General features: G+C 65.2%; 12 protein-coding genes. 6 read left to right on the top strand and 6 right to left on the bottom strand.

Annotated features, from left to right (window positions below; genetic code table 11):
- Positions 1–115: 115 nt before the first annotated feature.
- From CWS35_RS18985 to CWS35_RS18975, 3 genes are read right to left on the bottom strand one after another with little or no spacing between them, the layout of a single operon-like run.
- Positions 116–361, bottom strand: a complete 246-nt coding sequence (locus CWS35_RS18985; RefSeq protein WP_100953106.1) for a hypothetical protein — start codon at positions 359–361, stop codon at positions 116–118.
- Positions 362–412: 51 nt separating this feature from the next.
- Positions 413–1,075 carry a ParA family protein gene (locus tag CWS35_RS18980; RefSeq protein ID WP_024579592.1) on the bottom strand — a complete coding sequence of 221 codons (663 nt, stop codon included), beginning with the start codon at positions 1,073–1,075 and terminating at the stop codon, positions 413–415.
- Positions 1,076–1,119: 44 nt separating this feature from the next.
- Positions 1,120–2,325 (bottom strand): glycosyltransferase family 4 protein, encoded by a 1,206-nt coding sequence (locus tag CWS35_RS18975; protein ID WP_100953104.1) that lies wholly within the window; start codon positions 2,323–2,325, stop codon positions 1,120–1,122.
- Between the two features lie 197 nt (positions 2,326–2,522).
- Here CWS35_RS18975 and CWS35_RS18970 point away from each other — a divergent pair, with 197 nt between their 5' ends.
- On the top strand, positions 2,523–3,434 hold the full coding sequence (locus CWS35_RS18970) for a hypothetical protein (RefSeq protein WP_024579590.1): 912 nt from the start codon (positions 2,523–2,525) through the stop codon (positions 3,432–3,434).
- Positions 3,435–3,458: 24 nt separating this feature from the next.
- Complete coding sequence (locus tag CWS35_RS18965) at positions 3,459–6,011, top strand: glycosyltransferase (protein ID WP_100953102.1); 2,553 nt, start codon at positions 3,459–3,461, stop codon at positions 6,009–6,011.
- On the opposite strand, the gene CWS35_RS18960 is transcribed toward CWS35_RS18965, so the two are convergent.
- Positions 5,952–8,282 carry a glycosyltransferase gene (locus CWS35_RS18960; RefSeq protein ID WP_100953100.1) on the bottom strand — a complete coding sequence of 777 codons (2,331 nt, stop codon included), beginning with the start codon at positions 8,280–8,282 and terminating at the stop codon, positions 5,952–5,954. The two genes, CWS35_RS18965 and CWS35_RS18960, sit on opposite strands and share 60 nt — an antisense overlap.
- Before the next feature lie 227 nt (positions 8,283–8,509).
- On the opposite strand from CWS35_RS18960, the gene CWS35_RS18955 reads away from it, so the two are divergent.
- The gene (locus CWS35_RS18955) at positions 8,510–9,817 is read left to right on the top strand and encodes a UDP-glucose/GDP-mannose dehydrogenase family protein (protein WP_100953097.1); all 1,308 of its coding nucleotides are present in this window, start codon (positions 8,510–8,512) and stop codon (positions 9,815–9,817) included.
- 124 nt (positions 9,818–9,941) lie between these two features.
- Here CWS35_RS18955 and rfbD read toward each other — a convergent pair whose 3' ends face one another.
- Both rfbD and rfbC read right to left on the bottom strand, forming a co-directional pair.
- A complete protein-coding gene (gene rfbD / locus CWS35_RS18950; protein ID WP_100953095.1) occupies positions 9,942–10,853 on the bottom strand; it encodes a dTDP-4-dehydrorhamnose reductase in 912 nt (303 codons plus the stop codon).
- Positions 10,853–11,407 (bottom strand): dTDP-4-dehydrorhamnose 3,5-epimerase, encoded by a 555-nt coding sequence (gene rfbC / locus CWS35_RS18945; protein WP_024579585.1) that lies wholly within the window; start codon positions 11,405–11,407, stop codon positions 10,853–10,855. The genes rfbD and rfbC overlap by 1 nt, the downstream gene beginning before the upstream one ends.
- A 108-nt stretch (positions 11,408–11,515) precedes the next feature.
- Here rfbC and rfbA point away from each other — a divergent pair, with 108 nt between their 5' ends.
- The 3 genes from rfbA to CWS35_RS18930 all read left to right on the top strand — a co-directional run bounded on the left by rfbA (position 11,516) and on the right by CWS35_RS18930 (position 14,219).
- Positions 11,516–12,427 (top strand): glucose-1-phosphate thymidylyltransferase RfbA, encoded by a 912-nt coding sequence (gene rfbA, locus CWS35_RS18940; RefSeq protein WP_100953093.1) that lies wholly within the window; start codon positions 11,516–11,518, stop codon positions 12,425–12,427.
- Positions 12,417–13,484 carry a dTDP-glucose 4,6-dehydratase gene (gene rfbB / locus CWS35_RS18935; protein WP_024579583.1) on the top strand — a complete coding sequence of 356 codons (1,068 nt, stop codon included), beginning with the start codon at positions 12,417–12,419 and terminating at the stop codon, positions 13,482–13,484. Before rfbA ends, rfbB begins: the two co-directional genes overlap by 11 nt.
- Positions 13,485–13,571: 87 nt before the next feature.
- On the top strand, positions 13,572–14,219 hold the full coding sequence (locus tag CWS35_RS18930) for a hypothetical protein (protein ID WP_245438568.1): 648 nt from the start codon (positions 13,572–13,574) through the stop codon (positions 14,217–14,219).
- The last annotated feature ends 2 nt before the right edge of the window (positions 14,220–14,221 follow it).

Raw genomic sequence — 14,221 nt, 5'->3', positions numbered from 1 at the left:
TCTCAACAGGCGCAGCGACCGCATGGGTACGACATTCCCGCTGGCGCGGCAAAACGACGATCGGAATAGCGTTAAGAGGTTGGGGCCTGCCCGACCCGTTCCGCGCGACCGAGGATCAGCGCGACCCAGGCGAGAGGTTGCTTGGCCGCCCGGCCGGCGGCGCATGCCGCGGCGGCCTCCCATACGGATAGATCGTCGTCGCCGGCGGCACCGGCCGGGTTGCCGGCGGCCGCGATGTCGGAACGCCACCGCCCGGCCCATCGATCGAATAGCGGGTTGCGCCCTGCGTGGTGCCTTGTGCGAGCACGGGGGCGCCGGTGGCGAGCAGCGTTGCGATCGTGACCAAGCCGGCCAGCTTCATGTCGATGCCTCGACGACGCGCGCCGCATTGTGAAGCAGCCGGCGCCAGATGTTAAATCGTCGCAAATTGCCTCGGCGCGATCCTGGCCCAGCTCATGACGAGATCGGCAAGCGTCTTGATCTCGATATCCGCGGGCGTGCCACTGGCGAAATCGGCGACCGATTGCCCCAACGCGAAGGCGCGGACATAGGCCGAGCGGCTCCCGATCATCGGCCCGATCTGCTCGCCGAACGTATCGAGCTCCTCGATGAATTGCTGGCCTTCGAGGGTGCGCTGGTCGACCCGGTTCGGCACGATCATGGCACGCAGCGCGGTCTGCCGCGTTGCCCGCACCTCGCGGACGATATCGAGCGTTCGCGCGGTGGCCTCGATGTCGAGGCCGGACGGCGTGCAGGGCATCAGCACGATATTGGCGACCGCGAGCACCGCGCCGAGCACGCGATCGTTGGGCGCGGAGTCCACCACGATGATCTGATGCGGAATCTGGCGCATCAGCCTGGCCCATTCGGCGACCGGCCGGGTTTCCGGATCGAGCTGGTAGACCGGAAACGACAGATTGCCTGGCTCGGCCCAGTGACAGGCCGACGCCTGCGAGTCGGCGTCGACCAGGCCGACCGCGCGGGTGCGCCGGTCGAGTTCTCCGGCGAGCAGGACCGCAAGGGTCGTCTTTCCGACCCCGCCCTTGCGTTGGGCAACTGAGATGACAAGCGGCATCGCAAACTCCTGGCGTCCCCGCACGGATGCGCGGGAGGACGCCTTCATCCAACGAGGGTCAGCATCCGGGGCAGGCAGACACGCTTTGCGTCGTAATTGTCTCTCACGAAGCTTCGCGCCTTCGCCCGCATCCGCCTGAAGGCCTTGGGCCGCGACAGCACCGAGACCACCTGATCCGACAACGCATCAATGTCGAAGAACGGCGCCAGCAGCCCGTTGCCGTCCGAGATGATGTCGCGCAGCGGGGCGGTGTCGGACACCACGACAGCGCAGCCCGCGCTCATCGCCTCCAGCAGCGACCATGACAGCACGAAGGGGTAGGTCAGATAGACGTGCACCGAGGAAACCTGGAGCAGTTCGAGATACTGATCCCGCGGAATCCGGCCGAGGAAATGCACGCGGCGAAGGTCGATGTCCGACCTGATCTCGTCCAGGAACATCGACTTCCAGCTCGAACCCTTCGGTGGATTGGCGCCGTAGGAGGTCCCGCTGCCGCCGACGATCACGACCTGCGCATTCGGCCGCGCCGCCAGTATCCCCGGCAGCGACCGCATGAAGACGTGGAAGCCGCGCACCGGCTCCAGATTGCGCGAGACGTAGGTGATCACCTCGTCGTCCGCCGACAATGTTGCGCCATTGGGAAGCCGAAACCGCGCGACGGGATTCGGCTTGACCTCGTCGGTATCCACGCCCTCGTGGATGACCTCGATCTTGCTGCGGAATTCGGCCGGAAAGGTCGACCGCTGCCATGGCGTCGGCGACACGCCGACATCGCATTCGGTGAGCGCCAGCAACGTGGTCGCGTTCTTCAGATGAAGCGCGACGTTGCCATCGAGACCGGTCATGGGAAATTCGGGATCGAAGCCGACGTCCCTGCCTTCGGCGCCGTAGAAGAATTCGCAATACAGGATGATCCGTGCCCGCGGAAACATCGTGCGCAACGGCAGCGTCTCGCCCCATCCGGGATGGGCGAAGATCAGGTCCGGGACGAAGCCCTGCCCCGACAGCGACGACAGCGCATACAGCACTTCCTCCGCGCGCCGCGCCTCGACATCGAAGCGGCGCGCGAAGGGATGCACCTCGGCGGAATCCGACTTGGTCGTCGAGTATTTCAGCAGCCGGATCTCCGGTGCGGCGGTCGCAGTCGACGAACCGACCGCAACGACGCGGTTACCGGGCCGCCCCGCGAGCGCGCGCGCGATGTGTCGGTACTGGGCCGGAAAGTTGTTGTGGACGAAGAGGACGTTCATGGGCGGGCGAGCGCGCTCCCCGGCCGCGCGATTCTGGATTGGGGTCGGGGTCGATATCATGACCGGAAGTGTGTCTTCGATATGCACGGCGAAACAATCTTATCGGATTAACATTAAGACCCCTTCTATCACACAGATTTTTGGGGCACACTGTGCAGCAGACATATCGACCCATTCCGTTAGGCGTGCAGGCGGCGATGAACGAACAGATGCAGCAGAAAACCATTGACCTGGCCCGCGGGCTCTTCCTGGTCCGGTACAATGGCGCAGATGATAAATTGTCACCTCCGGTGGTGCGGGTATATGCGGATCGCGCCAGTCTTAACAATTGTAACATAATTACTGGCCCTGACGTGGCCAATGGAACCCTGTTCGCGCCCGAGAGCGCGCTGGTCGTCTCGGTCGCCCGGCCGAGCCGCGTGATCGTCGAGGTCACGGCGGGGCGCGTCGGAGGCTCGACCGCCGCCAATATCAAGATCGAACCGCTGACCCAGGGACATCCGGCCGGACAGCAGCCGGCCAGCCAGTCCGCCGACCCGTTCGGACCCGATCCGGGCACGGCCGAGCTGAACGACCTCAAGCTGCTTGCGCATGTGGCGGGGCTTGGCGACGTGACGGTCGGCAGCAATGCCTGGATCGCCGGACCGTCGGCTCCGGCCCGGATCGAGGGAATCCGCCTCGATTGGCCCAACAAGCCGCAGGACCTCACCCTGCAATATGCCGTCAGGTTTGCCCGGCCGCAGCGGGGCGACAACCAGCTCGTTCCGCTCGGCACCTTCGCCGGAACCCGGGGCCGCGCATTGGCCATCACGGGATTCTCGCTGGAAGCCAGCGGCCCCGGCGCCGATCGCTACGCCATCTCCGCGGAGACCATCTTCCTCGGGGCTCCGGCGCTGCGCGTCACCGGCAACAGGATCGTGGTCTCCGGCCCCTCAGGACGGGAGCCGCTGGTGGGCCTCAAGCTCAATCTCGAAGAGCACCGAGCCCAGTCGGCGCCGCTCGCGCCGATGCAGCCCCGGCAGACCGAGCCCGCCAACGCGTTCCCGCGCCTGGAGGGGCGCGTGCGCGTGTTCCGGAGCCGTCAGAGCGCCGTCAAGGCGGCGGGCTGAGATGCGGGCAGCCAAGGGCGACATTTGACCGCCGACGCCCGCAGGACCCGCTTTTCGTCCAGAGCGCTCCACCACATCGATCTCGAGCGCGCCGCCGTCGAAGCGCTCGAGGCGCGCGACTTCCACCGGGCGTTCGCGCTTGCCGACCGCCGTTGCCGCATCCTGCCCCATCCGGACGCCCGCGCCCATCTGCTGCGCGCGGAAGCGCTGTTTCGCCTGGATCTCACCGACGCCGCGGTCACCAGCGTGGCCCGCGCGCTCGAGCTCGAGCCGGACGACCTGGCCGCGGCGCGGCGAATGCTGGCATGGGGCGACGGCCCGCAGCAGATCGAAGCGGCGCGAAGCGTCGCGCGGCGCGACGACGATCCGGTGTCGGTCCGGAGCGCCCTCCTGCTGCTGGAGCAGAACGGCCAGCACAGCTGCGCCCGCGTCGACTTCCTCGACGAGGAGGTGAAGGGCTGGGTGACATGGCGAGGGCCGGATGATCCACATCTCTCGCTGATGCAGGCGGGTCAGTCCAGCACCGTCCGGCTTCCGTCCGATCCCAGCCACAGATTCGCGCGCGATGATCGGCGGGCCGCCGGATTCCGCCTGATGCGACCGGCATCCGCGACCTCGCAGCGCCTCGAGATCACGCAAGGCGACCAGGTCATCGCAAGCGTCCAACTGCCGGCCAACCGCGCCCCGGAGCATCGCGGCGCGCCCGAGCGGCCGGCCCGCGCGCGAAACGGCGACGCAGCCGCACTCACGGTCATCATCCCGGTTTACCGCGACCTCGCCGCGACGCGCGCCTGCATCGACAGCGCATTGGCCGCCGTCGCCTGCACGCCGGGCGCGACCATCCTGATCGTGGACGACGCATCGCCGGAGCCCGACATCAAGCGCCTGCTCGCCGGGCTGGCCACGGAGCCGCGCATACGAATTCTGGCCAATGAGCACAATCTCGGCTTCGTCGGCGCGGTCAACCGGGCGCTCGGCGAGACCGACGGTGGTGACGTCGTGCTGCTGAACTCCGACACCATCGTGCCGAAGCACGCGCTGCAACGCTTGCGAAGCGCCGTGCGATCGACGCCGGGCGTCGGCACCGCGACGCCGCTCTCGAACAATGGCGAATACACCAGTTTTCCGGTCCCGAACCGTTCCAATCCGCTGCCCTCGCCCGGCGAATTAGAATTGCTGGATCAGCTTGCAGGCAGGATAAATTCCGGGATCGCGATCGACATCCCCAACGGCATCGGGTTTTGCCTGTATGTCACCCGCGAATGCCTCGATGCCGTGCGCGAACTGTCCGACGATTTCTATCGCGGCTATCTCGAGGACGTCGATTTCTGCCTGCGCGCCGCGGAAGCCGGCTTCCGCAACGTGTGCATCCCCTCGGTCCTCGTCGGCCACGAGGGCTCGCGCTCGTTCCTCGGCGAGAAACGCTCGCTGGTGATGCGCAATCTTCGCGTGCTCGAGCATCGTTACCGGCGCTACGCCACCGAGTGCGCCGCGTTCCTGATTGCCGATCCGCTGCGTGACTGCCGCGCAGCGCTCGAGCTCGCGCTGCACGCCCATGACAAGCACGCCGGCGGCCGACACGTCATCCTCTGCGGCTCACCCGCCGGCCGCGCGATCGCGATCGGGCGAAGCCGCCAGCTCGCCAACGAGGGCACGCGCGGCCTGATCGCGCATTTCCGTCCCGAGGGACGACAACAACTGGCCTCGATCTTCGATCCGGATGGCGGCGCGCCGCAATCGCTTGCATTCGACGTCGCGACGGACCACGGCCGCGAGGCCTTGTTGACGTTTCTCGCAGGTCTCGACATCCGCTCGCTCGAGATCGCGGAGCCGAACCGCGTCCCCGGCGCGTGCCTTGCGCAACTGACGCAGCGCTTCGCCTACGATCTCCTGATCATCGACACTGCGCTTGCCACGCCGCGGCCGATCGGATCGGGCGTTGGTCCGGACTGGCCGAGCCTGATCGCGGGCGCGCGACGCGTGACGCCGATCGACCGGCGTAGCGCCGATTTCGCCGAAGCGGCGCTCGGTCTGCGAACGGCCAAGCCACACACCCCTTCCACCGCACCAACGCGGCATCGCGCGATGGATGGCCCGCCGCGTCCCGGCGTGCTCGCCCTGCACGCCAACACGACGGAATTCCGCTTCATCAAAGCATTGAGCGACCACATGGCCGACGCCGACGAAGACGTCGAGATCGTCGTGCTCGGCACTACCCTCGACGATCTCAAGCTGATGCAGCGCGCCAATGTCATGATCACCGGTGAACCCGCCGCTGACGACGTCGCGACGCTGATCGACGGTCACGGCATTACGCACCTCGTTCTCGATCTCGGCGAACCGATGTTCGGACATCCGCTGGCGGACGCGCTGCTGGCAACCGGACTCCCGGTCGCGGCGACGGCGTGGATCTCCGCATCCGGCAGCGGCCGAACAGCGGACCTCGGGCTGCGGCCCGATTCCGGCGCCGCTGAAACGGTTGCCGCAGTACGCGACTGGCTGATCGAGGATCCCCTGCTACATCCCGATTGGAGGAACGGTCGGGATCGGCAGCAGGTTGGCGCGCGGCTTCCATGATCGCGGCGGCCATGCCAGCGCTGAGAACGGCGTCGAATCCAGCCCCAGCAGCGGACTGTAATAGGGATCGTCGAGCAGCACCTCGCCCCATTTCGCACGCAGCATCGACAGCTCGTGCTTGAAGCGCGACTTGCGGTCCGGCGCGGCATCGCGGCCGCGACTGGCCGACTCCATGTGAACCAGCTTCGCGTCCGGCGTGAACACGATCCGCTTGCCGAGCTGACGCAGCTTCAGGCACAGATCGATATCGTTGAAGTTGATCGGAAAGCGGATCTCGTCCATGCCGCCGACGGTGAGGAAGTCGCGCCTTCGCATCAGCAGGCACGCCGCCGTCACCGCCGAACATTCGTGCGCGACATGCAGCAGGTCTCCGTAACCGGGATCCCCGTCCATCCGGTCGTTGAAGGCGTGCTCGGCCGAGAACCTGGTTCCGAGCACCACCCCGCCATGCTGCACGACGCTGTTCGGCCACAGCAGCTTCGCGCCGACCGCTCCGACATCGGGCGCGGCGAGCCGCCACAGCAGCTCCGCCAGCCAGCCGTCGTCGAGCGCCTCGATGTCGTTGTTGAGAAAGCAGATGTTCTCCGTGTCGGCGAAATCGACCGCGGCGTTGTTGATGCGTGCGAAGTTGAACGGCCCCTCGACCGAGATGACGTCGATATCCTCCGCCAGAAGGCGTTGCAGATAGGCCAGTGTTTCGGGCTCCGTTGAGCCGTTGTCGACGACGAGAATCCGGGCGTTGGTCTCATGCGCGGCCGGCGTCACCGTCTCGATGCATCGCCTGAGAAGTTCGGCGCGATTCCGGGTCGGGATGATGATGGTGGTCCGCTCATCCCAATCGACGGCGCGCTTGACCTGAACCGCCGGAAGGAGCCCGCCCTTTCGCGGCTCGACGTTGGCCTCGACGCCGGCCCTCGCCAGATACGCTTCGCTCGCAGCAGCGAGCTCGCCTACCGCGGCCGATGCATCGATCTGCGGCAAGGCCGCGACCGATCCCGGCAGATGGTAGGTCCGCGCAGGCTCCACGCAGGACAGGAAGATGTCGTAGAGCGACGTCGCCGATTGCATCGCCTCCAGCGCACGGTGCCGGCGCACGGCAAAGCAATACGCGCCATAGCCCTGCTCCAGCGCGCGCTCGAGATCGAATGCCGGAAACGCCAGCGGCCAGACCGCGCCGGCGGAAACCTCGAGGTCGCCATAGACCAGATCGCAGTCCGGTTCGGCGGCGAATGCGGCGGCGAAGCGTTGCAAGGCATCTTCCGCGAGAATCGTCCCGCTCAGGCAGAAGATAAAGAACGCGCTGTTGGCCGCATCGCCATCGACGAACTCACGCACGGCCTTTGGATCGAACTTGCTGAAGTCCCGCGCCGGCAGGCACACCGCCGACCAGGCCGCGTGTTGCTGCGCTTCGAGGCTCTCGATGCTTTCGTCGACCCTGACCTCGCCGATCAGGACGACCGCCGCCTCGGATCGAACGTCGGACTGCACCGTCGGCGAGAAGCGCTCTTTCCAGCCGCGATAGGCGTGCAGCGGCACCGAGGCCGGCACCAGCCGATCGAACAGCTGTCCGCGCAAGCGCTCGCTATCCCAGCGTCCGAGCTCGGCGATGGCCTGCTCCAATCCACGATCGAACGCGACGAATGCGATCGGCTCGGACACCAGGCTGCGGCCCGAGATGGTCCGCGCGGTCAGCCCGCGCACGCGACCATCGGCAAGATGCTCCGGCAGATTGAAATCGATCCGGCGCCCGACGCCGACCTCGCCTCCCCGCGCGACGTTGGTCCAGCCGGTCGGCTTCACCGTCATCAGCGGCCGCTGCGCGATCAGGATCTCGACGTCCTCGTCGACGTCCTGCGCGACCCAGCCCTCGAACCGCAAACCTCCAGCCCATTCGATCTCGCAGATCCGGAGCCATCGCCCTTCCGGCGCGACGTCACAGCGAATCGGTACGCCGACGGGATTGCCGAGATTCGCCAATCGCGCTTCCACGATCCCGGCGCTCGCGCTGACCTGATCTGGCAAGCTGAACGTAAAGCCAAAGCGGCCGTCGCCAATCCCGGCGGCGGCGAGCTCTGTTACGAACTCGTCACAAATTGATGACATGTATGGCTCGCCGTCGATCAGCAGTTCGACGGTATAGCGCCGGCCGAGATCGGCGCGGTCATACACAAATCCGGAAAACGTCGTGCGATCGCATCTGGTGAATTGCGTTTGCAACGACGCGTACTCAGCTCCTGAGGGCCTCTGCTTGCCAATCGTCTTCGTGCTCATGTCCACCCCTCAAACGGCGGGCCGATTGTCGGTCGATTTCAAGTTGAGAATGTGTCCATGGCGCGCCCTAGGTGACTAGCGAGCATTCAACTGCACCGAGCCATTCACCGTTTGCACAAAAAGCCGCCGAGCTCCCATACAATCCATGCGTTATAAGACTTGGCGTTATCGGCGCCAATTGTGCTAGTGCTAACCCCTCCTCTCCACACTGATCGACGAGCGGATTCATGAAGATTGCAATGGTTGGAACGGGATATGTAGGTCTCGTCTCCGGAGCGTGTTTTGCCGACTTCGGCCACCAGGTCGTTTGCGTCGACAAAGACGCCGGCAAGATGGAAGCCCTGAAGCGCGGCAAGATCCCGATCTACGAAACCGACCTCGATAAGCTCGTCGAGACCAACACCGCCGCCGGTCGGCTGACCTTCACGACGGAGCTAGCGGGAGCCGTGTGCGATGCCGATGCCGTGTTCATCGCGGTCGGAACGCCGTCGCGGCGCGGCGACGGCCATGCCGACCTGAGCTATGTTTACGCCGCCGCGCGCGAGATCGGCGCGGCGCTCAGGAAGTTCACGGTGGTGGTGACGAAGTCGACCGTGCCAGTGGGCACCGGCGACGAGGTCGAACGGCTGATCCGCGAGACCAATCCCAATGCCGATTTCGCCGTTGCGTCGAACCCCGAATTCCTGCGCGAGGGCGCGGCGATCCAGGATTTCCGCCATCCCGACCGGATCGTCGTCGGCACCGAGGACGACCGGGCCAAGCGGGTGATGGGCGAAGTCTATCGCCCGCTCTACCTGAACCAGGCGCCGATCCTCTATACCGCGCGGCGCACGGCGGAATTGATCAAATACGCCGCAAATGCATTCCTTGCCACCAAGATCACCTTCATCAACGAGATCGCCGATCTCTCCGAGAAGGTCGGAGCGAATGTGCAGGAGGTCGCGCGCGGCATCGGGCTCGACAACCGGATCGGCACCAAGTTCCTGCATGCCGGCGCGGGCTATGGCGGCTCCTGCTTCCCGAAGGACACCCGCGCATTGTTCAAGACCGCGCTCGACCACGACGTCCAGCTGAAGATCGTCGAAGCCACGCTGACCGCCAACGACAACCGCAAGCGCGCGATGGCGCGCAAGGTCGCCAACGTGCTCGGCGGCGAGCTGCGCGGCAAGACCATCGGTGTGCTCGGGCTGACCTTCAAGCCCGACACCGACGACATGCGCGAGGCGCCCTCGATCCCGCTGATCAACGGCCTGATCGACTTCGGTGCCAAGGTTCGCGCCTACGATCCGGTCGGCATGGAGCAGGCCCGCAAGGAATTGCCGGAAATCGAGTACTGCAACGACGCCTATGAGTGCGCGCGACAGGCGGATGCGCTCGTCATCGTGACCGAGTGGCGCCAGTTCCGCGCGCTCGATCTCAAGCGCATCAAGCAGGAGATGAAGCATCCGGTCGTCGTCGACCTGCGCAACATCTACCGTCCTGACGAGATGGCCACGCACGGCTTCACCTACGACAGCATCGGCCGGCCGCGCTGAGCGGCCACGCCGTCGCGCCCCGGTTCAATCCTGGAGCCCCGTTCCGAATGAATCGGAACGGGGCTCGACTTTTTGACGCGTCTGCTTCAGCCGACTCCGCTTCAGCCGACGCGCGATGGCGATCTCAGGCGTGGGCGGGCGTACCGAGTTGCACGAACGCATCCAGCTCGCGCGCCAACTCGTCCTGCCAGGTCGGCATCGTCACGCCGAACTGCGCCTTCAGCCGCGACAGATCGAGCCGCGAATTACCTGGACGCACGGCCTTGGTCGGGAAATCGGCGGTCGCGATCGGAACGATGGTCTCGACCGCCAGCGTGGCGCCGCGCGACCTCAGGCCGTCGACGATGGCGCTGGCAAAGCCGTGCCAGCTGGTTTCGCCGGCACAAACCAGATTGACGACACCGCCCCTGCGTTTGAGCTGATCGTGCAGCGTGGTGAGGTTCGGCAACACGATGCCGGCGACCGCACCGGCGATCGCGCGCGCCGTGGTCGGCGCACCGGTCTGATCGCCCACGATCCGCAACTCCTTCCGCTCGCCGGCGAGCCGCGCGATGGTGCGCAGGAAATTGCTGCCCGTGGCGGCATAGACCCACGAGGTGCGCGCGATCAGATGCGCGCCGCCCGCCGCCTGGATCGCGATATCGCCGGCGAGCTTGCTGGCGCCATAGGCCGACAGCGGCCCGGTCGGGCTATCCTCGCGCCAGGCCCGGTCGCCTGAACCATTGAAAACGTAGTCGGTGGAGAAATGCACCAGCGGCACGCCGTTCGTAGCGGCCCATTTGGCGATCGCTTCCGGCCCCCTGGCGTTGACCAGGAACGCCAGCTCGCGCTCGTCCTCGGCACGGTCGACGGCCGTATACGCCGCCGGGTTGATGATCAGATCGGGCTTCAGACCGTCGAGTTGCGCCATCAACCGCTCCGGCTTCGCGAGATCGAACTCCGCGGTGGGCGGTGCGATGATCGTGGCGTGACCTTCGAGCAGCGGCTTGAGCGCACTGCCGACCTGGCCACGCGTTCCCGTCAACAAGATCCGCATCAGATTTGTCCATAGGTCGGAAGATTGCTGGCGTCGGCCAACAGCGGCGCATCCGCATCCTTGGCCGACAACTGTGGCTTGTCGACACCCCACGCGATCCCGATCGCGGGGTCGTTCCAGCGGATCGAGAGCTCGTCCTTGGGGCTGTAGAAATCATCGCATTTGTAGAAGAAGTCGGCGGTCTCCGAGAGCACCACGAAGCCGTGGGCGAAGCCGCGCGGCACCCACAATTGCCGGCGATTGTCCTCGCTCAGCTCCACCGCGACATGCCGGCCGAAATTCGGGCTGCCGACGCGCACATCGACGGCGACGTCCAGCACCTTGCCGCGCAGCACGGTGACGAGCTTGCCCTGGGTGAACGGGTTTTGCAGATGCAGTCCGCGCAGCACGCCATAGGCCGAGCGGGACATGTTGTCCTGCACGAACGGGCGCGCGATGCCGTGCTCGACGTAACGGGGGAACTGGTAGGTCTCCAGGAAGAAGCCGCGTTGGTCGCCGAACAGCTTCGGCTCGACGATCAGGACTTCGGGTAGCGCGGTCTTGATGACATTCATTTAACACTGGTTCCGATCTGAGCAGCCAGAAATGTTAATTTCTTCTCATAACAAACTTGTGCAGCGCACGCCATATGTTATGTTTTGATAGTCAAAATGTGAGGGACCATGAAAGGCATTATCCTTGCCGGTGGCACCGGCTCGCGCCTCTATCCAGTGACCACCGTCGTCTCCAAACAGTTGCTGCCTGTCTTCGACAAGCCGATGATCTACTATCCGCTGTCGACGCTGATGCTGGGCGGAATTCGAGACATTTTGATCATTTCCACGCCGCAGGACAAGCCGCTATTCCAGCGCCTGCTCGGCGATGGCAGCGAGATCGGTGTCCGCTTCGCCTATGCCACGCAGGAGACCCCGCGGGGTCTTGCCGACGCCTTCATCGTCGGGCGCGAGTTCATCGGCGATGATTCCGTCGCTCTTGTGTTAGGAGATAACATTTTCTACGGCCACGGCCTGCCGAGCATGCTGTCGGCGGCGTCGGTCCGCAAGAAGGGCGCCACCGTATTCGGCTACGTCGTCAACGCGCCGGAGCAGTACGGCGTGATCGAGCTCGACGGGACCGGCCGGGCGCTGTCGATCGAGGAGAAGCCGAAGCGGCCGAAATCCAACGTCGCCGTCACCGGACTGTATTTCTACGACAACGACGTGGTCGACATCGCGGCCGGCATCAAGCCGTCGCCGCGTGGCGAGATCGAGATCACCGACGTGAACAAGGCCTATCTCGAGCGTGGCGACCTGTTTGTCGAGGTGCTCGGCCGCGGCTTCGCCTGGCTCGACACCGGCACGCATTCCTCGCTGGTCGAGGCCAGCCATTTCGTCCAGATCCTGGAGCAGCGCCAGGGCCTGCGCATCGCCTGCCCGGAGGAGATCGCATTGCGCCAGGGCTACATCTCGCTCGAAGCCTTCGCCAGGGTGGCGCAGAAGACCGCCAAGAGCAGCTACGGCGAGTATCTGCTGTCGGTCTACCGCTTGTTCCACGGCCAGCCCCGCAGCGCAGAGGTGCTCAAACATGCGGTTTAAGGGATCGACGATCTTCGTCACCGGCGGCGCCGGCTTCATCGGCTCCGCCGTGGTCCGCCATCTTCTGCGTGACACCCATGCCCGCGTCGTCAACATCGACAAGCTGACCTATGCGGCAAACCTCGCCTCGCTGCCCCGCGCCACCGAAAGCCTGAACTACTCGTTCGAGAAGGCCTGCATCTGCGAGGGACAGACCCTGCGCCGGCTGTTCGAGAAATATCAGCCCGATGCGGTGATGAACCTTGCGGCGGAAAGCCATGTCGACCGGTCGATCGACGGTCCCGGCGAATTCATCCAGACCAATATCGTCGGCACCTTCACGATCCTACAGGAGGCGCTGCGCCACTGGCGCACGCTGTCGCCGGAGAAGCGCGACCAGTTCCGCTTCCTGCACATCTCGACCGACGAGGTGTTCGGCACGCTCGGCGATGAGGGGCTGTTCAGCGAGACCACGGCCTATGCGCCGAACTCGCCCTATTCCGCCAGCAAGGCATCGTCGGACCATCTGGTGCGCGCCTGGCACGAGACCTACGGGCTGCCGACGCTGGTAACCAACTGCTCCAACAATTACGGCCCTTATCACTTCCCGGAAAAGTTGATCCCGCACATGATCATCAAGGGGCTCGCCGGCGCGCCGCTGCCGGTCTATGGCGACGGCCAGAACGTCCGCGACTGGTTGTTCGTCGAGGATCATGCCAAGGCGCTGACCTTGGTGCTGGAGCGCGGCGAGGTCGGCGAGACCTACAATGTCGGCGGCCGCAACGAGCGCACCAATCTCCACGTCGTGGAAAGCATCTGCGACCTGCTCGACGGGATCGCCCCCAGTTCGTCCGGCCCGCGTCGCGAGCTGATCAACTTCGTTGCCGACCGTCCCGGCCACGACCGCCGCTACGCCATCGACGCCACCAAGCTCGAAACCGAGCTCGGTTGGCGCGCCGAGGAAAATTTCGAGACCGGCATCGCCAAGACCGTCCGCTGGTATGTCGACGAGCAACCCTGGTGGCGCGCGATCCTGGAGCGAGGCTACAAGGTGGAGCGTGTCGGATTGAACCAGTAGCCGGCCGATCTCCTCAACATCACCGGCGTGGACAGCCAACAGGGAACCGAGCAGCACGATGACGATCGAACCGGATCTCATCTCGGCTTGACGAGCCGCGACCGCCTTCCCGCGGTGGATTGGCAGCCAGCCGCCAGACAGCAAATCGAGAAACCACGGGGTCCCGCCATGAAGATCGCAATGGACGGTCAGGAACTGACACTGTTCAAGAGTTTCGTGGATCTCTCGAAGCGCTATCTGGAATTCGGCTCGGGAGGAAGCACCTGGCTGGCCTGCCAGACCAGGAAGGAGTGGGTGATTTCGATCGATTCCTCCTCGGAGTGGCTCGCCAATGTGGGCGATGCCACGCGCGACGCAAACACCAAGCCGCAGCTGCTGCATGTGGATATCGGCAAGCTGCGCGAGTGGGGCTATCCGATCGAGAAGGAGAAAGAGAGCTCCTGGCCCAACTATCACGAGGGTGTCTGGCAGCGTCCGGAGAGCAGGACCGCCGACCTGTACTTCGTCGACGGCCGGTTTCGCGTGGCCTGCTTCGTGCAGTGCCTGTTGCACGGCTCACCCGGCGCTTTCATCGCAATTCACGACTTCGAGAACCGTCCCCACTACCATTCGGTGCGCACCGTCGCCCGGGAGATCGCGCGCGCCAACAATATGTCGGTGTTTCAAAGACCGGTGGAGATCGACCTCGACGCCGCGCAACGGCTGCTTGCGAAGTACCGGCTGGAGCCGCTGTAACC

Origin of the sequence: Bradyrhizobium sp. SK17 (assembly GCF_002831585.1) — a bacterium.
Classification (GTDB): domain Bacteria; phylum Pseudomonadota; class Alphaproteobacteria; order Rhizobiales; family Xanthobacteraceae; genus Bradyrhizobium.
The sequence above is the reverse complement of the archived record's forward strand: the minus strand, read 5'-3'. Positions and strand labels throughout refer to the sequence as shown.